16 protein-coding genes are annotated in these 20328 nt (G+C 74.9%); 8 read left to right on the top strand and 8 right to left on the bottom strand.

Features of this window, described 5'->3' with window-relative positions:
• Position 1 precedes the first annotated feature (1 nt).
• On the top strand, positions 2-1732 hold the full coding sequence (gene polX / locus ACLWS4_RS17465) for a DNA polymerase/3'-5' exonuclease PolX (RefSeq protein ID WP_380741318.1): 1731 nt from the start codon (positions 2-4) through the stop codon (positions 1730-1732).
• 52 nt (positions 1733-1784) lie between these two features.
• Here polX and ACLWS4_RS17470 read toward each other — a convergent pair whose 3' ends face one another.
• Both ACLWS4_RS17470 and ACLWS4_RS17475 read right to left on the bottom strand, forming a co-directional pair.
• Complete coding sequence (locus ACLWS4_RS17470; RefSeq protein ID WP_074004488.1) at positions 1785-2663, bottom strand: carbohydrate kinase family protein; 879 nt, start codon at positions 2661-2663, stop codon at positions 1785-1787.
• A gap of 3 nt (positions 2664-2666) precedes the next feature.
• On the bottom strand, positions 2667-3668 hold the full coding sequence (locus tag ACLWS4_RS17475; RefSeq protein WP_063780274.1) for a pseudouridine-5'-phosphate glycosidase: 1002 nt from the start codon (positions 3666-3668) through the stop codon (positions 2667-2669).
• A gap of 138 nt (positions 3669-3806) precedes the next feature.
• On the opposite strand from ACLWS4_RS17475, the gene ACLWS4_RS17480 reads away from it, so the two are divergent.
• Together ACLWS4_RS17480 and ACLWS4_RS17485 are read left to right on the top strand one after the other, a co-directional pair.
• On the top strand, positions 3807-4709 hold the full coding sequence (locus ACLWS4_RS17480) for a LysR family transcriptional regulator (RefSeq protein ID WP_380775538.1): 903 nt from the start codon (positions 3807-3809) through the stop codon (positions 4707-4709).
• A gap of 217 nt (positions 4710-4926) precedes the next feature.
• Positions 4927-6591: a peptide-N4-asparagine amidase gene (locus ACLWS4_RS17485; protein WP_416874529.1), complete on the top strand. Its 1665-nt coding sequence runs from the start codon at positions 4927-4929 to the stop codon at positions 6589-6591.
• Positions 6592-6934: 343 nt separating this feature from the next.
• Here the strand turns inward: ACLWS4_RS17485 and ACLWS4_RS17490 are convergent, their stop codons facing one another.
• Positions 6935-7627, bottom strand: a complete 693-nt coding sequence (locus ACLWS4_RS17490; RefSeq protein WP_387828752.1) for a response regulator — start codon at positions 7625-7627, stop codon at positions 6935-6937.
• Positions 7628-7715: 88 nt separating this feature from the next.
• On the opposite strand from ACLWS4_RS17490, the gene ACLWS4_RS17495 reads away from it, so the two are divergent.
• Entirely contained in the window at positions 7716-9299 is a 1584-nt protein-coding gene (locus ACLWS4_RS17495; RefSeq protein ID WP_416874530.1) for a purple acid phosphatase family protein, read from the top strand.
• Positions 9300-9362: 63 nt separating this feature from the next.
• Here ACLWS4_RS17495 and ACLWS4_RS17500 read toward each other — a convergent pair whose 3' ends face one another.
• Entirely contained in the window at positions 9363-10649 is a 1287-nt protein-coding gene (locus tag ACLWS4_RS17500) for a sensor histidine kinase (RefSeq protein ID WP_416874531.1), read from the bottom strand.
• A 159-nt stretch (positions 10650-10808) separates the two neighbouring features.
• Between ACLWS4_RS17500 and ACLWS4_RS17505 the strand changes: the two genes are divergently transcribed.
• Positions 10809-11423: a hypothetical protein gene (locus ACLWS4_RS17505; protein ID WP_049659853.1), complete on the top strand. Its 615-nt coding sequence runs from the start codon at positions 10809-10811 to the stop codon at positions 11421-11423.
• 161 nt (positions 11424-11584) lie between these two features.
• The gene (locus ACLWS4_RS17510; RefSeq protein ID WP_416874532.1) at positions 11585-12355 is read left to right on the top strand and encodes a (2Fe-2S)-binding protein; all 771 of its coding nucleotides are present in this window, start codon (positions 11585-11587) and stop codon (positions 12353-12355) included.
• A gap of 52 nt (positions 12356-12407) precedes the next feature.
• On the opposite strand, the gene ACLWS4_RS17515 is transcribed toward ACLWS4_RS17510, so the two are convergent.
• Positions 12408-13169, bottom strand: a complete 762-nt coding sequence (locus tag ACLWS4_RS17515) for a cache domain-containing protein (protein ID WP_416874533.1) — start codon at positions 13167-13169, stop codon at positions 12408-12410.
• Positions 13170-13279: 110 nt separating this feature from the next.
• Positions 13280-14032, bottom strand: a complete 753-nt coding sequence (locus ACLWS4_RS17520) for a FadR/GntR family transcriptional regulator (RefSeq protein WP_234348498.1) — start codon at positions 14030-14032, stop codon at positions 13280-13282.
• A 298-nt stretch (positions 14033-14330) separates the two neighbouring features.
• Between ACLWS4_RS17520 and ACLWS4_RS17525 the strand changes: the two genes are divergently transcribed.
• Entirely contained in the window at positions 14331-15869 is a 1539-nt protein-coding gene (locus tag ACLWS4_RS17525) for an APC family permease (protein ID WP_416874534.1), read from the top strand.
• Between the two features lie 68 nt (positions 15870-15937).
• The gene (locus ACLWS4_RS17530; protein WP_416874555.1) at positions 15938-17110 is read left to right on the top strand and encodes a CaiB/BaiF CoA transferase family protein; all 1173 of its coding nucleotides are present in this window, start codon (positions 15938-15940) and stop codon (positions 17108-17110) included.
• 224 nt (positions 17111-17334) lie between these two features.
• Here ACLWS4_RS17530 and ACLWS4_RS17535 read toward each other — a convergent pair whose 3' ends face one another.
• Positions 17335-18387 carry a hypothetical protein gene (locus ACLWS4_RS17535; protein WP_416874535.1) on the bottom strand — a complete coding sequence of 351 codons (1053 nt, stop codon included), beginning with the start codon at positions 18385-18387 and terminating at the stop codon, positions 17335-17337.
• A gap of 193 nt (positions 18388-18580) precedes the next feature.
• A complete protein-coding gene (locus tag ACLWS4_RS17540; protein ID WP_416874536.1) occupies positions 18581-20185 on the bottom strand; it encodes an alpha-amylase family glycosyl hydrolase in 1605 nt (534 codons plus the stop codon).
• Positions 20186-20328 lie beyond the last annotated feature (143 nt).

A 20328-nucleotide genomic window follows, 5' to 3' on the forward strand; every position in this document is an offset into this window, starting at 1 on the left:
CATGCCCCGGCTCAACGACCAGGTCAGGGAGCTGCTCCAGGAGTACGCCGACCTGATCAACATCACCGGCGGGGACGCCTTCCGGGCCCGCGCCTACGAGAAGGCCGCCCGCGCGGTCGGCGGCCACCCCGAGGACCTGGCCGGCCTGGACGTCAAGGGCCTGCAGCAGATCCCCGGCGTCGGCAGGTCCACCGCCGAGAAGATCGCCGGGTACCTCGCCACCGGGACCATCCCCGCCCTGGAGGCGCTGCGCGCCGAGGTCCCGTCCGGCGTACGGGAGATGACGGCCGTCCCCGGGGTCGGGCCCAAGCGCGCCCTGGCCCTCTACCGCGACCTCGGGATCGCCTCGGTGGACGAACTCGCCGCGGCCGCCCGGGCCGAGCGGCTCGCCGACCTGCCCGGCTTCGGCGAGCGCAGCGGCGAGCGGATCCTGCACGGCATCGAGCTGATGCGGCAGTCCGGCGGCCGCACCCTGCTGGACACCGCCACCGAGCTGGCCGAGCAGCTGGTCGCCGCGCTCTCCGCCGTCCCCGGCTGCACCCGCTGCGCGTACGCGGGCTCGCTGCGCCGGATGCGCGAGACGGTGGGCGACATCGACGTGCTCGCGACCGCGGCGGACTCCGCCCCGCTGATGGCCGCGCTCACCGAACTCCCCTACGTCGCCGAGGTGATCGGCAGCGGCGGCACCAAGACCTCGGTCCGTACCACCCAGGGCGTACAGGTGGACCTGCGGGTCCTCCCGGAGGAGGACTGGGGAGCTGCGCTGGTCTACTTCACCGGCTCGAAGGCGCACAACATCCGGCTGCGCACGATGGCCGTCCGGGCCGGGCTGAAGCTCTCCGAGTACGGGCTGTTCGAGGTGGACGGCGGCGCCAAGGTGGTCTCGGAGACCGAGGAGGAGGTGTACGCGGCGCTCGGCCTGCCGTGGATCCCGCCGCCGCTGCGCGAGGACCGGGGCGAGATCGAGGCCGCGCTGGAGGGCGGACTCCCGGACCTGGTCCAGGAGTCCGACCTGCGCGGCGACCTGCACTCCCACACCGACCTGACCGACGGGCTCGCCACCCTGGAGGAGATGGTCGACACCGCCGCCGCCCGCGGCTACTCCTACTTCGCCGTCACCGACCACGCCCCGGACCTGGTGATGCAGCGGATGACGGACGAGAAGATGCTCGCCCAGCGCGAGCAGTTGCGGCAACTCGCCGACCGGCACAAGAAGTTGCGCCTGCTGCACGGCACCGAGCTGAACATCGGCCCGGACGGCGGGGTGGACTGGCCACCGGAGTTCCTGGCCGGCTTCGACGTCTGCGTGGCCTCCGTGCACTCGCACTTCGCCCTGGACCGGGCCGCCCAGACCCGTCGGCTGATCCGCGCCTGCGAGAACCCGTACGTGCACGTCATCGGACACCTCACCACCCGCCGGATCGGCCGGCGCGGACCGATCGACGTCGACCTGGACGCCGTGTTCGAGGCCGCCGCGCGCACCGGCACCGCGATCGAGATCAACAGCTCCCCGCAGCGGCTCGACCTGCGCGACGAGGACGTCCTGCGGGCGAGGCGGCACGGCGTGCGGTTCGCGATCGACAGCGACGCGCACGCCACCGGCCAGCTCGGCTACCCGCGCTACGGCATCGGCACGGCGCAGCGCGGCTGGCTCGCCGCCGAGGACGTGGTCAACACCTGGACCTGGCAGAAGCTGAAGCACTTCCTCCGCAAGGACGCGGTGCCCAGGTAGCCCCGGGCAGACCCGCCGCCGACGGGCCCGCCGAAGGGCACCCGCCGAACCGTCACTCCCCGCCGAAGGAGGCCCCGGGCGAGGCCAGCACCCGGGCCGCGCTGCGGTGCCCGAGGCCGGCCGCGCGCCCGAGGTCCCCGGTGTCCAGGAAGCCGGCCAGGAACCCCGCCGCGAAGGCGTCCCCGGCCCCGGTGAGGTCGCGCACCTCCGCCACCGGCGGCACCGGCACCATGACCAGCGGCTCGCCCGGGACGTCGACGGCGGTCGCCTCGGCGCCCGCCTTGGTGACCACCGTGGTGGCCGCCAGCCGGGCCCGCTCCGGCCCCGGCAGGCCGCCGACCAGCAGTCCGAGGAACGCCGACTCGGAGCGGTCGGCGAACACGAAGGTCGGCGCCAGCCCGGCCAGCAGGACCAGGAAGCGCTCCCGACCGAAGCGCTCCAGCATCCCGGTCGAGGAGGCGTCCACCGAGGTGGTGCCGCCCGCCCGCCGGACCCGGGCGAGCGCGTCCACCGCCGTACCGCCGACCGGCTCGCCGTCGAAGGAGTAGGCCGGCACGTGCAGGTGGGTCAGTCCGGCCAGCCAGGCGTCCGGGACCCGCTCCAGCAGCGTGGCGGCGCCCCGGTCGGGCAGCATGGTCCGCTCGCCGCCCTGGTCGATCAGCACCACGACGCTGCCGGTCCGGCCGCGCCGGGAGACCCGTACGTCGACGCCGTGGCCGGTCAGTTCGGCGACGACGCCGTCCCCGACCGCGTCCTCGCCGACGCAGCCGAGGAAGCGGGCCGGGTACTGCCCGGCGGCGAAGCAGGCGACGTTGGCCGCGCTGCCGCCGCGCCGCCGGAAGACCCGGGCGCCGGAGTCGGTGCCGTGCCGCAGCGGGCCGTCGGCCCAGACCACGATGTCCTCGACGAGGTCCCCGAGCACCCCCAGCACGGCTCAGGCCCCGGTCTCGACGGCGCCCGCCGAGGCCGCAGCACCCGCCGCAGCAGCACCGGAGGCACCGGAGGCACCACCGGCCAGCGCCGTCGCGATCTCCCCGCCGAGCCGGACGTTGCCCCGGTACACCTCGACGTTGACGTCCAGGCTGCGCCCGCCGGTGTCCCGCTGGATGAAGTCGAGCAGGAAGGGCGTGGCGGCGTTCCCGGTGACGCCCTGCCGCTCGGCCTCGGCCCAGGCGCGGGCCAGGATGCCGTCCAGTTCCTCCGGCGGCAGCTGCTTGGCCGGGTCGACCGGGTTGGCGATCAGGACGGCCTGCGGCAGGCCGAGCCGGTCGCGGGCCTCGATCACCCCGGCGGCCTGCTCGGGCGACTCCACGCTGAAGTTGATCTCGTGGCCGGAGTCGGTGACGTAGAAGCCGGGGTACCTGCGGGTGCGGTAGCCGATGACCGGGATGTTGTACGTCTCGAAGCGTTCCAGGGTGGCCCGGATGTCGAGGATGGACTTCACGCCCGCGCTGACCACGGTGACCGGGGTGGCGGCCAGGGCGGTCAGGTCGGCCGACTCGTCGAAGCTCTCCGAGGCGCCGAAGTGCACGCCGCCGAGGCCGCCGGTGGAGAAGACCCGGATGCCGGCGCGGTGGGCGAGGAAGGCGGTGGCGGCGACGGTGGTGCCGCCGTGCCGGCCGAGCGCGGCGACCACCGGGAGGTCGCGCAGGCTCACCTTGTCCAGGCCGTCGGCGGCGGACAGTTCGGTGATCTGTCCGGTGCTCAGCCCGACCGTGGGCACCCCGGCGTGTACCCCGATCGTGGCGGGCACGACGCCCGCCGCCCGCAGCTGCCGCTCCGCCTCCAGCGCGACGGCCAGGTTGCGCGGCCGCGGCAGGCCGTGGGTGAAGATGGTCGACTCCAGGGCGACCACCGGCCGGCCGTCGGCGAGCGCCCGGGCGACCTCCTCGGAGACCTGGACGGCGGGAGCGGCGGGGGGAAGAAGTCCGGTCATGATGCGAACTCTCTGTGAGGCTGCCGCTGCGGTGGGGCAACGTGCTGCTCAGCGTATGGACGGTTCACATCGGAATCCAGAATGAGTACTGAGGTTTCTGATAGGCCATCACCTATTGGTTCGTCTACCCTGCCACCCATGGGTTTCACCTTGCGCCAGCTCCAGGTCTTCCTGACCGTCGCCGAGACGCTGCACTTCGGGCGGGCCGCCGAGCGGCTGCACATCTCGCAGCCGACGGTCAGTCAGGAGGTCGCCCGGCTGGAGCGGACCGTCGGCGTCGAGCTGTTCGACCGCAGCCGCCGCTCGGTCGCGCTCACCGAGGCCGGCGAGGTGATGGCCGCCGAGAGCACTCTGCTGCTCCGGCAGGCCGAGACGCTGCTGACCCGGGTCCGGCTGCACGAGGAGTCCCGGCTGGGCACCGCCCGGATCGTCGCCTCGCCGAGCGTGGTGAACCGCCTGCTGCCCGCCGTGGTCAGCCGGGCCGAGCAGGAGCTGCCCGCGCTCGACACCGCCGAACTGGCCGTGGACACCGGGCAGGTCTCCGCCACCCTGGCCGCCGAGCTGGCCGACATCGGGCTCGGCCGCTTCCTGGACGCGGTGGACGGCTACCGGCTGGAGCGGATCGCCGACGAACCGGTGCTGGTCGCGCTCGGCCGGGACCACCCGCTGGCCCGCCGGAGCAGCCTGCGCCTGGCCGAACTGCGCGACCTGCCCCTGCTGTTGTGGCCGCGCGAGCAGCACCCCCGCTACTACGACCACGTGCTCGGCCTCTGCGCGGAGCACGGCGTGGACCCGCCGGTGCTGGTCAGCCCGCCCCGGATCGTCGGCTCCCGGCTCTACCTGCTCGCCCGCAACCGCGCCTTCTCGCTGGTGCCCGGCTCGATGACCGGCCACCTCACCGAGGACGTGGCCACCGTACGGCTGGAGGGGCGGGCCGCGCTGCCGCTGGAGATGCAGTGGCGGACGGACGACCGGCGGCCCCGACTGGCCTCGCTGCGGGACCTGATCCGGCAGGAGGCCGCGGAGTTGGAGGACCGCTGACCCGACGCACTCCGTGACCGGCCCGGCCCGACCCACTCCCTGACCGGCGCGACCCGACCCGACCCACTCCCTGACCGACCCGACCCGACCCACCCGCCGGCCCGGATCCGGCCGGCGCGAATCCTTGACGCTGGCATGCCACCCCCGGAAGGATTCCCGGATCATCCGACCGGCCCGCGGCACCCGCCCGCGGGCCGCCCGACCCCGGGAACCCGCCTTGGCCCTGCGCCCGTTGCTCCGCCGCACCGCCGGTCTGATCGGCGCCGCCGTCCTCACCCTGGCCGGCACCCTCACCGCCGCCGCCCCGGCCCACGCCGACTTCGGCACCGACTACCACGACCCGGTCACCGCCACCAAGCCGCTCACCCGCCCCGACACCCGCTCCTGCACCGTCGAGGTGATGCACGAGCGCGAGTTCCGCAACGGGTACGGCAACCCGCCGGACACCCCGTACAACGCCACCCTCGCCCCGCCCGCCGACTGCGCCGGCCCCTGGTCCGCGGTGGTCATGGACCTCCACGGGCAGGTCGCCGGGCGGCAGTTCGACCGGATCTTCAGCGTCCGCGTCGGCGGCGTCCAGGTGCTGCTCTCCTCCACCCCGGAGCCGTCCAAGGACGGCATCGCCTGGAACGTCGAGCGCGACGTCACCCGCTACGCCCCGCTCTTCGCGGGCGGCCCGCAGGAGTTCTCCTTCGACCTCGCCAACGTCACCGACGCCACCTACACCGGCGTCTTCACGATCAGCGCGAAGCTGACCTTCTACACCGCGGACGCGCACTGGCCGGCCGCCCGCTCCGCCGACCGGCTGCTCACCACCGGCCCGTTCGGGCTCACCCAGGCCGCCCCCGCCGCCGGGCGCGACCTCGTCTTCCCGCAGAACCTCGAACGCCTCACCGCCGAGGTCTACGCCCGGGGCGGCGGCGCCTGCGAGGAGTTCGCCTACGCCTCCGCACCGGACGCCTTCGCCGCCGCCAACCCCGGCAGCGGCATCTGCGGCAAGGGCCCGTTCCGCGAACTGCGGCTCACCGTGGACGGCCGGGTGGCCGGCGCGGTCTGGCCGTACCCGGTGATCTACACCGGCGGCTGGGACCCGCTGCTCTGGCGGCCCGTGCCCGGCGTCTTCGCCTTCGACCTGCCCGCCTACCGGCTCGACCTCACCCCGTACGTCGGACTGCTGCTGGACGGCCGGCCGCACAGCGTGGGCGTCACCGTGAACACCGCCGAGGCGCAGAGCAACGACGTCTGGACCGGCCAGGTCAACCTCTTCGCCGAGACCGACCACGGCGCCGCCCGCACCACCGGACAGCTCACCGACCACCGGGTCGCCCCGGAGGCCACCGTCGCCACCGACCTCGCCGACCACGGCGGCGGCAGCGGCGACTGGACGGTCACCGCCGCCCGCGACGACCTCGCCCGGGGCTGGGTGCAGACCTCGCACGGCCGGATCACCACCGAGGTCCGCGACGAGCTCGCCTTCCGCTCCGCCCAGCGGCTGCGCGACGGCGGCAACGACGTGACGCTGCACAACGGCACCGACCTCACCCGCACCACCGCGACCTGGGGCGGCGGCCCGCACCGCACCACCACCGTGCACGAGGGCGAACCGCTGGACGTCAGCTACCGGGTGAGCCGCGACGCGGCCGGGAACACCGACCAGACCACCGCCATGGAGCTCGGCTACCACCGCGAGGCCACCGCGGCGACCGGCGGCCACGTCACCGAGCGCTCCACCGTCGACCACACCCTGCGCCCCACCGCCCGGCGGCACGACGGGGACCGCACCGTCCGGACCGGCGGCAGCACGGAGGAGTACCGCAGCACCGGGCCCGACGGGCCGTACCAGCGGACGCTGACCTTCGTGGACGGCTGGCCGCGCTCCTGACGGGGGTCTCGTCGCCCGGCAGTCCCGCCAGCCGATTAACCCCGGATTGCCCGAGTTACGAAAATTGGTTGGATTCATACCGTTCACCCCTGGTGCACAGCCCGCAGGAGGCGCATGATGGGAGATGGACCTGCGAGGTAGCTGAAGGAGTTCGACCGCAGGAGGCAGTGGCGACGGATCGAGACGGATCAGGGTCCGACGCTGGATGACTACCTCGGTCGACGATCGAACTACCGGCCGGAGGACGTCACGTCCGGAGGCCACCCCCACCTCGTAGGTTCCGCGCGTCCACGGAGCATCCCCTCGGCCCCGTGGGCGCGCACCCGTCTCCGCGGCACCGCCGCTACCGCTCCTGCGCCGCCCAGCCCATCTCCCAGGCGTGCACCGCGATCCCGACCCGGTTCGCCACCCCGAGCTTGCGCTGGATGCTGGCGACGTGGGTCTTCACCGTCCCCGGCGAGATGAACAGCTCCGCGGCGATGTCCGCGTTGGTGCGGCCCGCCGCGACGTGCCCGGCGATCTCCACCTCCCGCTCGGTCAGCGGCACCACAAGCGCGGGCCGCCGCCGCTCCGGGCGGCGCGGAGCCGTCACGTGCCGCAGCAGCCGGACGGTGACCGACGGGCTGATCAGGCTCTCCCCGTCCGCCGCCGCCCGCACCGCCTCGGCCAGCAGGGACGGGCCGGAACGCTTCAGCAGGAAACCGGACGCCCCGTGCCGCAGGGCCGGGTACACGTACTCGTCCAGGTCGAAGGTGGTCAGCACCACGACCCGCACCGGCTCCGCCACCCCCGGCCCGGCCAGCCGCCGGGTCAGCTCCAGTCCGTCCATCCGCGGCATCCGGATGTCCACCAGCGCGACGTCCGGCCGCAGTTCGGCCGCCAGCTCCAGTGCGGCGAGCCCGTCCGCCGCCTCGCCCACCACCTCGATATCCGGCTGGGCCGTCAGGATCCGCCGCACACCGCGCCGTACGGCCTCCTGGTCGTCCGCGATCAGGGTGCGGATCACCCGCGGGCCGCCGCCGTTCGTCCTCGTCACGCCCAGCAGTGTGACGCACGGGTGACGGACGGGAAAGTTCACGCGGCGGACCCGGCTCGGTTCACCTTCGTCCGGTGGGCTGGCCGCCATGAACGATTCCAGTGGACGTCTCCCCGTCAGCAGGCGTGGGCTCCTGGCCGGGGCGACCGGCGTCGGCCTCGGCGGTGCCGTGTCCCTCTCCGGCGTCTCGGCCGCCCCCGCCGCCGCCTCCCCGGTGCTCTGGCAGCGGCCGGACCGCTCCGGCGCGCCGCGGGTGGCCGGCCTCCACCTCCAGTTCGGCTCGGACGCCTCCCGCGAGGTGGTGGTCTCCTGGCACACCACCCGGTCCGTCGGCAACCCCCGGGTGGTGTACGGGACTTCGAACGGCGGCTTCGGCCGGACGGTCCAGGCCGCGACCCGCACCTACCGGGACGCCGCGTCCGGCACCGAGGTCCAGACGCACCACGCCCGGCTGACCGGCCTGCGCGCCGACACGGACTACGTCTACGCCGCCGTCCACGACGGCACCACCCCCGAACTCGGCACCGTCCGCACCGCCCCGCGCGGCCGGTCCGCCTTCACCTTCACCAGCTTCGGCGACCAGGGCACCCCGACCCTCGGCAAGAAGACCGCCAACGGCTACGTGAACGACAACCTCGGCAGCCCCGCCGCCGGCGACACCACCGCCGGGGTCGAGCGGATCGCCCCGCTGTTCCACCTGCTCAACGGCGACCTCTGCTACGCGAACATCGCCACCGACCGGGTCCGCACCTGGTCCGACTGGTTCGAGAACAACACCCGCTCGACCCGCCACCGCCCCTGGATGCCCGCGGCCGGCAACCACGAGAACGAGAAGGGCAACGGCCCGATCGGCTACGGCGCCTACCAGGCGTACTTCGAGCTGCCGGACGCCCGCTCCGACGCGGAGACGCGCGGCCTGTGGTACTCGTTCACGGCCGGCTCGGTGCGGGTGATCAGCCTCAACAACGACGACGTGGCCTACCAGGACGGCGGCAGCAGCTACGTCCACGGCTACTCCGGCGGCGCCCAGCAGCGCTGGCTGGAACGGGAGTTGATCGCGGCCAACGCGGACCCGGGGATCGACTGGATCGTGGTCTGCATGCACCAGGTGGTGATCTCCACCGCCGACAAGTTCAACGGCGCCGACCTCGGCGTCCGCGAGGCCTGGGTGCCGCTGTTCGACAAGTACGGCGTGGACCTGGTGGTCTGCGGCCACGAGCACCACTACGAGCGCTCGCACCCGATCCGCGGCCAGCAGCCGACCGACACCCGCACGCCGATCCCGGTCTCCACCGGCACCGAGACCATCGACACCACCAAGGGCACCGTCCACATGGTCATCGGCGGCGGCGGCACCTCGGCCCCGTCCAACCAGCTCTTCTTCAGCCCCGCCAAGGCCCGGGTGATCACCGGCGTCGGCGCCGTCGACCCGGCCACCGGCAAGCGCCCGCCGGTGTACGTGATCGAGGACGCCCCCTGGTCCGCCTTCCGGGACGCCGACAACCCGTACGGCTTCGCCTCCTTCGACGTCGACCCGGGCGGGCGCAACGGGCAGACCACGATCGGCGTCACCTACTACTCCGTCAGCGGGCCGTACGGGGACCTCGTCCCGGTCGACCGCTTCACCCTGACCCGCCCGCGCGGCACCCGGGGCGGCGGCCGGGGCCACTGAGCGCGACGCACCCGGAAGCGGGGGCAGCCCTGCCGCGCCGGCCGACGCCACAGGGCGCGTGCCTCAGCGACCCGGCAGGGAGCAGCTGACCCGCCAGCCCCCGGGCGTTCCCGGGCCGGCGGTCAGCGAGCCCCCGTGGGCGGCGGCCCGGGCGGTGAGCCCGGCCAGGCCGGTGCCGCCGGCGCCGGGGCGGCGGCGCAGCAGCGGCCTGCGGGACGGGCCGCCGTCGTCGGTGACGGTCAGCTCGACCGCGCCGTCCGTGCCGGGGGCCACCCGGACGGTGACCTCGGTGGCCTGCGGCGCGTGCCGACGGATGTTGGTGAGGGCCTCCAGGACGACGGCGTACGCGGTCGCCTCGGCCTCGGCGGAGAGCCGGCCGGCGGTCTCGGGCGCCAGCTCGGCGGTGGCGCGCGGGGCACCGGCGGTGCCGGTGCCACCAGGTCGGCCGGTGGCGCCGAAGCGGGTGACCAGTTCGGGGAGGTCGGCCAGGCCCAGCCGGCGCGTGGTCGCCCCGTCGGCCTGCTCCTCCCGGTCCGGCGGATCGGACCGGCCGTCCCGGCCGCCCTCACCGCCCGGCTCGCGCAGGGCGCCGACCATCTCGTCCATCGAGTCCAGCGCCCGCAGCCCGGCCTCCTCCAGGCGCCGCAGCAGTGCGGCGGTCTCCCCCGGCTCCTGGTCCGGGAGTTGACCGGCCTGGGCCTCCAGCACGATGCCGGTGATCTCGTGGGCGACGAAGTCGTGCAGCCCCCGCGCCACCTCCAGCCGCTGTTCGCGCCGGGCCCGGGCGACCGCCCGCTCCCGTCGGGCGTCCAGGACCCGCAGGTAGAGGGCCGCCCCCGCGACACCGAGCAGCGGCAGCAACGAGAGCAGCACCCCGACCACCGACCAGGCCGCGCCGCCCTGCGGCGTCCGCAGGGAGAACCGCAGCGGCAGCAGCACCGCCGCGAGCCCGAGCAGCCCGCCGACCGGGCCGACCCGGCGGTCGGACAGCCCGCGGACGGCCCGGAAGAGCAGCCCGAGCAGGGCGAGCCACTCGAACGGCAGCCAGAACGCGGGCAGCCGGTACGGCCCCGGGTAGACCAGGTCGACCAGCAACGAGGCCCCGGCCACCGCACCGACCGCCGCACCGAGCGTGATCCGCCCGGCGGGCCAGGGCAGCAGCGCCACCACCACGGCGAACGCCGCCGTCAGGGCGATCAGCGCGGCCGCTGCCCGGGCGTCCGGTTGCGCCAGCAGGACGGGCGCCAGCAGGGCGAGCGCGGAGACGGCGGCGAGCGGCCGGCGGATCCGGGCGGAGCGGGGTCGGGCGGAGCTGGGTTGGGCGGAGCTGGTTCGGGCTTCGGTGCGCACCCACCGAGCCTAGGGGGCAGCTCTCCCGGGGGAGGCCGGTTCCTTCCCGGGGAGGAGCGACCCACCGTCAACTCCCCTCCGCAGCGGGAGGCCCGCGCGGCCGGGCGGAAGCATGCTGAGTGGCACCGGAACGACCGAGCCCGAAGGAGAACCCACCCCATGAACCGCCGCCTCGCCACCGCCGCCGTCTCGCTCCTCCTGCTGACCGCGACGGCCGCCACCGCCGCACCGGCCGCCGTCGCCGCACCGACCACCACCGTCGCGCCAGTCCCCGCCGCACAGGCGTCCGCAGCACAGGCGTCCGCCGCGGAACCGGCCGACCCCGCGGGCGGCTTCGGACCGGTGAGCGTGCGCGGCACCGGCAACACCGTCCTCACCGCGGCCTTCCAGGGCTTCGAGGGCGACCCGGTGCAGATCTCGGTGGACGCCCGCACTTCCACCAACACCGATCCGCGCGGCACCGCGGGCCACTTCCACGTCCGTCACGTGCACACCGACGGCCGGCTGGTCGCCGACTTCGAGGGCGACATCACCTGCCTGGCCGTCGGCGGCCGGGAGGCGATCGCCACCGGGGTGATCACCAAGAGCGAGGCGCCGTGGTTCCCGGGCCTGGAGCTGACCGGTCAGAAGGTCGCGCTCTCGGTGGAGGACAACGGGCGGCGCGGGGACCGGATGGGCTGGGTCTGGGGCGTCTTCGGCCAGCCGGTCTCGGACTGCCAGGGCACGGTACCGTTCATCCGCACGACCAGTGGTGACTTCTCCGTGCGCGGCTGACACCCGGCCGACCAGGCCTGCCCGGGCCGCTCGGGTCCGACCGGGGCGACGCGCATGGTCGCCCGAGCACCCGCAGACCTGGAGGCCCCGATGCCCCTCGACCATCCGACCACCCCGCCGCGGGCGGGTGCGGGGTTCAACGACCGCACAGGGGACGGCCGTTGAACCCCGCACCCGGCCTTCGGCCGCCGGACTACGCCCGACTCGCCGCCGTCGGGCCGTACTTCGCGCTGGACACCGCACCGGCCGACCGGCCGCCCGAGGGCTTCCTGCCGCTGGCCGAGCTGTACGGCACCGGGCCGGACGCGCCGTTGGCGGCGCGGCTGCGGGTGGTGGCGCGGCGGCTCGGCACCGACGAGCCCCGGGTCGCCGCCTCGATCCTGCACCTGGGACTGGCCGCCCGCTTCTGGTCGGTGGGCCTGGGCTCGGCCGTCCTGCTGGGGACGGTCCCGACCCTGGAGCACGCCTGGGTGCGGATCCCGGACCAGGGCCCGCTCGACCTGTGGACCCCGCCGGAGCCCGTCCGGCCGCCCGCCGTTCCATCCGCCGTTCCGTCCTCCGGGACGGCCGCCGGGACGCTCGCCGACCAGCTGCACGAGGCCGTCCTGCTGGGCCAGTTGGAGCCGCTGGCAATGGCCGTACGGGCGGCCGCCCCGCTCTCCCGCCGCCTGCTGCTCGGCAACGCCGCCTCCGCGCTGGCCGGGACGCTGCGGATCCTGGACGCCCATGCGCCGGTCGCCGCACGGGCGTTGGTGGCGGAGCTGCTGGACCGTCCGCCGCTGGCCGGGTCGGGTACCCTGCGCACCGGGCCGCGCGGTACGGCGTTCCGCCGGAACAGCTGCTGCCTCTACTACCGGCTGGGGCCGGGCGCCGGTCTCTGCGGCGACTGCTGCTTCAGCACGCCGCCCGGCCGCGGGAAGCGGAACGACTAATACCTTCACAAATGAAGGTCATATCGGCTTGCCGGCACCGTCCGGTCAACCGTCAGCCGCGCGCCACCGTCCAGTCCACCGCCGCCGACGGCACCCCGGCCCGCCCGGCCGCCGGGTCCGCGAGCAGCCCGCGCGCCAGCGAACCCACCGGCAGGGCCGGAGTGGTGGCGGCCAGCACCCGCCCCTCGCCGTCGAGCAGCGCGGCCTCACCGGCCAGCTCCCGCAGCGGCGGCACCAGCAGCCGTTCCAGCGCGGCCAGCGGGACGTCCCCGGCCGCCACCCCGACGAAGCCGGCGCCCGGGACGACCACCGGCCGGGCGCAGCACAGCACGTACCGGTCGGCACAGAGCAGGTCGACCTGCGGCCCGGCCACCACGGCCCGCCCCTCGTCCCGGGGCCGGGCGAACCAGGGCAGCGCCCGGTAGTCGTAGAACTCGGCGTCCGCCGGGTCGAGCACGAGCCGCAGCCGCCGCTCCCCGGCCCCGCGCGCGCCGCGGTACCACCACTCCGCGTGCAGGTCCGCGTCGGCGAGCGCGCCGGGTGCCACGACCGCTCCACAGCCGAACCAGCGCGAGCCGGGCCGCGCCAGCAGTTCGCCCACCGCCCCGCGCACCGCGGCGAGTTCGGCGGCCCCGGGCCGGCGGCCCTCGGCGGCCGCCCGGGTCCAACAGTCGGCCGCGGCCGCCCGCAGAGCGTCCAGTTCGGCGAGCACCGCGTCGACGGCGGCGGCGACCCGTCGGGCGCAGCGCTCGACGGCGGCGGGCCCGCCGAGTGCTCGGGCAACGGGCAGGGCGGGGCTGGACGCGCTGGTCATGACGGCTCCGGCGGCGAGGGAGGGTTCCGGCGGCAACGGACTTCCGGCAACGGACTTCCGGCGAGGGGCGGCTCCGGGAACAACGGGTTCCGGGAGCAACCGGCCCCGGCTCAGCCGTCGTCCGCCAACTCCAGGTGCCGCCGGACCAGATGGTGGACGCAGGCCACCGCGTGCGCCTCGGCCGCGGCCCGGGCGCCGGCCGCGTCGCCGGCCAGCACCGCGACCAGGATCTCCCGGTGCTGCTCGGCGAAGCGCTCCTGGTCCGGCCCGTGCGGGGCCGGCAGCCAGAGCAGCGGGCCGAGTTCGGCCTGGAGCCGGACGGCGAGCTGGGTGAGCCGCACCGACTGGGCGGCGACGGCGAGTTCGATGTGGAAGCGGGCGTCGGCGCGGCACCGCTCGGCGGGCCCGGCGGCGTCGCGCAGGTCGTGCACCAGCCGGGTGAGCCTGGGGCCGAGGTCGGCCGGGGCGCGTTCGGCGGCGAGCCGGGCGGCGGTGCCGAAGACGGCCAGCTCCTCGTCGCCGAGGTCGCGCAGGTCGACGGTGGCGAGGTCGCGCAGCCGGGCGAGCTGGAGGTGCTGGGAGCCCTCGGCGGGGGTGCGGACGAAGCTGCCGCCGTTGCGGCCGCGCCGGGTCTCGATCAGCCCGGCCTCGCGGAGCAGGGCGAGGGCCTCGCGGACGGTGCCGTTGGCGACGCCGAGCTGGTCGGCGAGGTCGTTCTCGCTGGGCAGTTGGTCCCCGTCCGCGACCAGCCCGAGAGCGATCGCCTCGGTGATCCGGCGGGCCACCGCGTCGGCGCGACCGAGGTCGGCGAGCGGCGCGAGGACGGCGCTGAGCAGCGGGGTCGCACTGCCGATGGTCGTCACACCGCCCCCTCCTCGATCACCGTCGCCGGGTCGCCCGTCGCCGGGTCACCCGCCGCCGGATGAGCGTCTCCGAACCGCCGTCTCCGAACCGCCGTCGCCGGATCACCGTCCGACCGGATGTTTCCCGCAGGGTACCTCCCGGTCGAGCGCGCACCCTTGCCGCTAGAAACTCAATCTCGTATGTTTTCCCGCAGCCCCGGCCCGAACAGCACCCCGCAGCACTCCCCCACGCATCACGACAACGCGTCACAACGACGCGTCCTGACGACGCATCACGACACGTTCCCAGGAGCAGGTCATGACCGATGCCAGTGCCCGTGCCACCGCCCACTCCCCCGACCCGGACGCCGAACGGCTGGCCGCCCTCGGCTACACCTCCGAGTTCAAGCGCGACATGAGCCTCTGGGCGAACTTCTCGCTCGGCTTCACCTATCTCTCCCCCGTGGTCGGCGTGTACACACTCTTCGCCACCTCGCTCCAGACCGCCGGGCCGCCGATGGTCTGGAGCTTCCTGATCGCGGGCCTCGGCCAGCTGCTGGTGGCCCTGGTGTTCAGCGAGGTGGTCGCCCAGTTCCCGGTGGCCGGCGGGGTGTACCCGTGGGCGCGCCGGCTCTGGGGCCGCACCTGGGGCTGGCTGACCGGCTGGGTCTACCTGCTGGCGCTGATGTCCACCATCGCGGCCGTCTCCTACGGCGCCGGTCCGTACGTGGCCGCCCTCCTGGGCGTCGAGCCGAGCACCGCGACGACCGTCTGGTGCGCGCTCGGCCTGCTGGCGCTCGCCACCGTGATCAACCTCGGCGGCACCCGGGTCCTGTCGGCGGCGGCCATGTTCGGCTTCGCCGCCGAGCTGCTCGGCGCCCTGGCCGTCGGCGCCTGGCTGCTGCTGACGCACCGCTACCACGGCCTCGGCGTGGTCTTCGACCGCTTCGGCGCGGGCGGCGACGGGAACTACGCCGACGCCTTCCTGGCCGCCGGGCTGATCGCGGTCTTCCTGTTCTTCGGCTTCGAGGCCTGCGGCGACGTCGCCGAGGAGGTGGCCGACCCGGGTCGACAGATCCCCAAGTCGATGCGGCGCACCATCTACGTCGGCGGCGCGGCGGCGATCGGGGTCAGCCTGGCCCTGGTGATGTCGATCCAGGACATCGGCGCGGTGGTCTCCGGCGACGACAAGGACCCGGTGGCCAAGGTGCTGCACGACGCCTTCGGCGCGGCCGGCGCCCGGGTGGTGATCGGCGTGGTGCTGATCTCCTTCCTGTCCTGCGTGCTGAGCCTCCAGGCTGCGGCGAGCCGGCTCGCGTACTCCTTCGCCCGGGACCGGATGATCGCGGGCAGCCGGCTGCTGGCCACCGTCTCGGGCCGGCTGCGGGTGCCGCCGTACGCGCTGCTGCTCGCCGCGGCGCTGCCCGGCGTGATCATCGTCGGTGCCTCGGCGCTCTCCGAGGGCGCCCTCACGAAGATCATCTCCTTCTCCAGCATCGGGATCTACCTGGCCTTCCAGATGGTGGTGCTGGCCGCCCTGCGGGCCCGGCTGCGCGGCTGGCGCCCGAGCGGGGACTTCCGGCTCGGCCGCTGGGGCCTGGCGGTGAACATCGGCGCGCTGGTCTACGGCGTCGCCGCGATCGTCAACATCTGCTGGGGCCGCACCCCGGACGCCGCCTGGTACGACAACTACCTGGTACTGCTCTCGGCGGTGGTCGTGCTCGCGGCCGGCGGCCTCTACCTCCTGCTGGCCCGCCCGCACCTGCGCGGCGACGCCCCCTCGGGCGACGCGACGGCCGGTGGCGCGGCGACCGGCGACGCGACGGCCGCGGCCGGGGCGGCCAGGGGGCGGTCGTGACCGGGCTCCCGCTGGACGGCGTCCTGGTCGCCGACTTCGGCCGGGTCCTCGCCGCGCCCTACCTGACCATGCTGCTGGCCGACCTCGGCGCCGACGTGATCAAGGTCGAGCAGCCCGGCACCGGCGACGACACCCGCGCCTGGGGCCCGCCGCACGCCCAGGGCGAGGCCACCTACTTCCTCTCCGTCAACCGCAACAAGCGCTCCCTCACCCTCGACCTGCGCGACCCGGCCGACCACGCCCGCGCCGTCGAACTCGTCCGCCGCGCCGACGTGCTGGTGGAGAACTTCCGCCCCGGCACGATGGCCCGCCACGGCCTCGGCCCGGACCGCGCCGAGGCGCTCAACCCGCGGCTGGTCTACTGCTCGATCACCGGCTTCGGCTCCGGCGAGGGCGCCGGACTGCCCGGCTACGACCTGCTGGTGCAGGCCGTCGGCGGCCTGATGTCCGTCACCGGCCCGGCCCCCGGCGAACCGATGAAGACCGGCGTCGCACTGGTGGACGTGCTGACCGGACTGCACGCGGCGGTCGGCGTGCTGGCCGCGCTGCGCGAGCGCGAGGCCACCGGCCGGGGCCAGCTGGTGGAGCTGAACCTGCTCTCCACCCTGCTCTCCGGCCTGGTCAACCAGTCCGCCGGCTACACCCTGGCCGGCGCCGTGCCCGGCATCCTCGGCAACCGCCACCCCTCCATCGCCCCGTACGAGGTGTTCGCCTCCGCCGACCGCCCGCTGGTCGTCGCGGTCGGCAACGACCGGCAGTTCGCCGCGCTCTGCCGGGGCGTGGGCGCCCCCGAACTGGCCGCCGACCCGCGCTTCGCCACCAACGCCGACCGGGTCGCGCACGTGGGCGCGCTGGCCCGCGAGCTCACCGCCCGGCTCGAACGCCGCACCGCCGCCGAGTGGTTCGCGGTCCTCACCCCGCTCGGCGTGCCCTGCGGACCGGTCAACGACCTGGCCGGGGCCTTCGCCCTCGCCGACTCGCTCGGCCTGCACCCGCGGGCGCCGCTGCCCGGCCCGGACGGCCGCCCGCTGGAGCTGGTCGCCAACCCGATCGGCCTCTCCCGCACCCCGCCCCGCTACCACCTGCCCCCGCCCCGGCTCGGCGAGCACACCGCCGAGCTCACCGCCTGGCTGGACGCCCCGCACGACGAGCGCCCGCACGACCGACACGCCCCGCACGACCAGGACGCCCCGACCGCCCCGACCGACCCGTACGACAAGGACCCCGAGGACCGCCCATGAGCACCCCGCACCGCACCCGCACGCCAGGGTGACCCCGACGGGCACCGGCGAGATCCACACCCTGGTGGTCGGCTAGGCCCTCATCGGGCAGGCGGCGTACCGCCAGGCGCGTACGGGGGGACGCCGAGGCCCGCGTCCGGCTTGTCCAGGGCCGGGCGCGGGCCGCCGATCCCCACCCGGTGCCGATGCCCGCGGCACCCGGTGAAGCCTTCCGAGGGGCGCGGTCAGACCGCGACCGCCTCCTCCATCTCCTCCTCGGCCTCCGCCGGCGTCTCGACCGGACGGCGCCCGCGGCCCTCGTACATCGCCGCGGCCACCAGCGCCGCACCGCCGAGCAGCAGCCAGACCAGCAGGGTCACGACGTGCCCGCCGAGGCCCGCGCCGCCGTCGAAGTACATGATGCTGCGCGCGCCCTCCAGGAAGCCGGCGCCGGTCCAGAAGCCGTGCAGGCCGCCGAAGAACCCGTTCTGCAGCTCGGGCCGGTAGATGCCGCCGGAGGAGGTGAAGTTCAGCATCACGAACAGCACCATCAGGGCCAGCGTGGTCCACTTCTTCAGGAAGCTGTGCAGGCCGATGCCGATCAGCACGATGCCCGCCGAGTAGAGCCAGCCCAGCGCCCAGATCGCCGCGTAGTCGTGGTCGACCACGTGGAAGACCGGCCCGGCGGTGACGATGCCGATCACGCTGACCGCCAGCGAGACCGCCACCCCGACCAGCGCCCGGACCGCCATGCTCAGCCCCGCGCCGGCGGCGCCGATCACCGCGACGCTGGCGTAGGAGCCGATGCTCAGCGCGACCAGCAGGAAGAACAGGCCCTGTCCGGTCGGGTCGCCCGCGGCCGGCGTGGTCAGGTCGGTGACGTGCAGCGGCACGCCCTGCTGGTCGGTGACGTTGGTGAACACCGCCGTGGCGGCCACCACCGAGGTGTCCGAGTTCCCCTTGGCGACGATCAGCTCGGGGCTCTTGGCGTCCGGCACGAAGGCGCCCACCAGGTCCCGGTCGCGCAGCTGCTGCTCGGCGGCGGCCCGGTCGTCCACGGTGCGGACGTCGAGCGCGTTCCCGGCCTTGCCCTGGATGGCCTGCGCCAGGCCCTGCGCCTGCGGCGTGGTGCCGACCACCGCCACCTTGAGGTGGTGGGGCTCGGGCTGGTGGAAGGCGCCCTGGTAGGCGAGCGCCATGCCCAGGCACATCAGCAGCGGGGTGATCAGGTGGATGGCCAGGTGCTTGAGCGAGTGCCCCAGGGTGGGCGCTGCGGCGGGGTTCCGGGGTGTGCTCATGGCGTTCGTACCGTCCTCCGGTGGCGTGTCTGTCAGCTTGATCATGAAGGTGGCAAATGCAACCAATGAGGGTGGTAAATGCAACCATCTATCGATGTAGCTTACAACTATCAGACACCGATCGGAAGCCGGGCTCCGAACAGGACCCGGCTCCCCGCCGCACCCGTACGCAGCCCGACTACCCCGACCGCGCTCAGCCCAGCTCGAACACCCCGTACGAGAACCCGTCCGCCCACAGCTCCCCGTCCGCGACCCGCACGCCCCGCACCTCCAGCGGCCGGACGCCCGGCGCCGACGGGACGCCCTCCGGCAGGCCCGGCAGCCGGACGGACGCCGGCTCCCGGCGCGGATTGACCGCCACCAGGTACCGCCCGGCCCGGGTGTACACCAGCGGGTAGCCGGTGTGCCGGACCTCCACCCCGCCGGCCGCGCCCAGCCCCGGGTGCGCCCGGCGCAGCGCGATCAGCCGCCGGACGGTGTGCAGCAGCGAGGTCGGGTCGGCACGCTGGGAGAGCACGTCCGGGCGGTGCGGGTCCGGGTCCACCGGCAGGTACAGCCGCTCGGGCGGGGCGCTGGAGAAGCCGGCGGTGGGGCCGGGCGTCCACTGCATCGGGGTGCGCGAGCCGGCCCGGTTGAACCGCGGCCCGAGGACGCTGCCCTCGGTGTCGGGCAGGCCCGGCAGGTAGCGCATGCCGATCTCGTCGCCGTAGTAGACCGCCGGGAGGGTGGGCCAGGTGAGCAGGAAGGCGAAGGCCGGGGCGAGCTGCTCCGCGGTGCGCGGACCGGTGGCCAGCCGGGAGAAGTCGTGGTTGGCGGTGGGCAGCACGATCTGCCCGCCGCCCTCGGTGAGTTCGGCGGCGGAGCGCCAGGCATCCAGGAAGGGCTGCGGGGTGCCCCGGCCCTCGGCCTCGAAGTAGCAGGCCTCCTGGTGCCAGAACTCCTCGACCGTCCCGCCGTTGTTGTTCCAGAGCGAGCGCAGCGGCAGGCCGTGGTCCGCGCCGCCGAAGTGCAGGAAGAAGTCGGCGTGGAAGCCGGCCGTGACGGCGGCGGCCGGGTCGCCCCACTCGGCGAGCAGGACGGCCTCGGGGTGGGCGCGGTCCAACCAGTCGCGCAGCTCGGTCCAGAGCTTGGCGGTCTCCACCTTGCCGGGGTCGTCCTTGACCAGCGAGTAGGCCATGTCCACCCGGAAGCCGGACACCCCGAGGCCGAGCCAGTGCGCCATGATCGCGCGCAGCGCCGCCCGGTTGGCGCGCGGGCCGTCCGCGTCCACCGCCTGCCGCCAGGGCTCCTCGGAACTGCCGCGCGCGTAGCCGAAGTTGAGCGCTGGCTGACAGTCGAAGAAGTTCGGCAGGTACCAGCCGGGGCGGCTGCCGGGCGAGGCGACGAAGCCGTCCACCGGGCGGTCGGACCAGATGTACCGGTGGTCGGACGGGTCCTCGGCGGAGGCCAGGAACCAGGGGTGGCGGTCGGAGGTGTGCCCGGCCACCAGGTCCAGCAGGACCCGGATGCCCTTGCCGCGGGCGGCCTCCACCAGGGCGGCCAGGTCCTCGGTGCTGCCGTAGCGCGGGGCCGGGGTGAGGTAGTCGGCGACGTCGTACCCGGCGTCGCGGAACGGCGAGGCGAAGCAGGGGTTGAGCCAGACGGTGTCGACGCCGAGCCAGGCGAGGTGGTCCAGGTGCTCGGCGATGCCGGCGAAGTCGCCGATGCCGTCGCCGTCGGAGTCGGCGAAGCTCTGGGGGTAGATCTGGTACAGCACGGCGTCGGCGAGCCAGTCGGGGCCGGGGCGGGTCGAGGTCATGGGCGGTTCCTCCTGCCGGGTCCGGGGCCCGGGGCTGGCCGGGCGGGGAGGGGCTGGGCCGGGACGGGCTCGGCCGGGGCCGAGCCGGGTGCCCCCGATTCTCGTCCAATCCCGGCCGTCCCGACAGCCCGCCTCGCCCCGCC

The organism is Kitasatospora sp. SC0581, assembly GCF_048159585.1.
Lineage (GTDB): Bacteria > Actinomycetota > Actinomycetes > Streptomycetales > Streptomycetaceae > Kitasatospora.

Coding starts and splice junctions, on each gene's coding strand:
- polX (WP_380741318.1), top strand. CDS start 2: ATGCCCCGGCTCAACGACCAGGTCAGGGAGCTGCTCCAGGAGTACGCC.
- ACLWS4_RS17475 (WP_063780274.1), bottom strand. CDS start 3,668: ATGACCGGACTTCTTCCCCCCGCCGCTCCCGCCGTCCAGGTCTCCGAG.
- ACLWS4_RS17480 (WP_380775538.1), top strand. CDS start 3,807: ATGGGTTTCACCTTGCGCCAGCTCCAGGTCTTCCTGACCGTCGCCGAG.
- ACLWS4_RS17495 (WP_416874530.1), top strand. CDS start 7,716: ATGAACGATTCCAGTGGACGTCTCCCCGTCAGCAGGCGTGGGCTCCTG.
- ACLWS4_RS17505 (WP_049659853.1), top strand. CDS start 10,809: ATGAACCGCCGCCTCGCCACCGCCGCCGTCTCGCTCCTCCTGCTGACC.
- ACLWS4_RS17515 (WP_416874533.1), bottom strand. CDS start 13,169: ATGACCAGCGCGTCCAGCCCCGCCCTGCCCGTTGCCCGAGCACTCGGC.
- ACLWS4_RS17525 (WP_416874534.1), top strand. CDS start 14,331: ATGACCGATGCCAGTGCCCGTGCCACCGCCCACTCCCCCGACCCGGAC.
- ACLWS4_RS17530 (WP_416874555.1), top strand. CDS start 15,938: ATGCTGCTGGCCGACCTCGGCGCCGACGTGATCAAGGTCGAGCAGCCC.
- ACLWS4_RS17535 (WP_416874535.1), bottom strand. CDS start 18,387: ATGAGCACACCCCGGAACCCCGCCGCAGCGCCCACCCTGGGGCACTCG.
- ACLWS4_RS17540 (WP_416874536.1), bottom strand. CDS start 20,185: ATGACCTCGACCCGCCCCGGCCCCGACTGGCTCGCCGACGCCGTGCTG.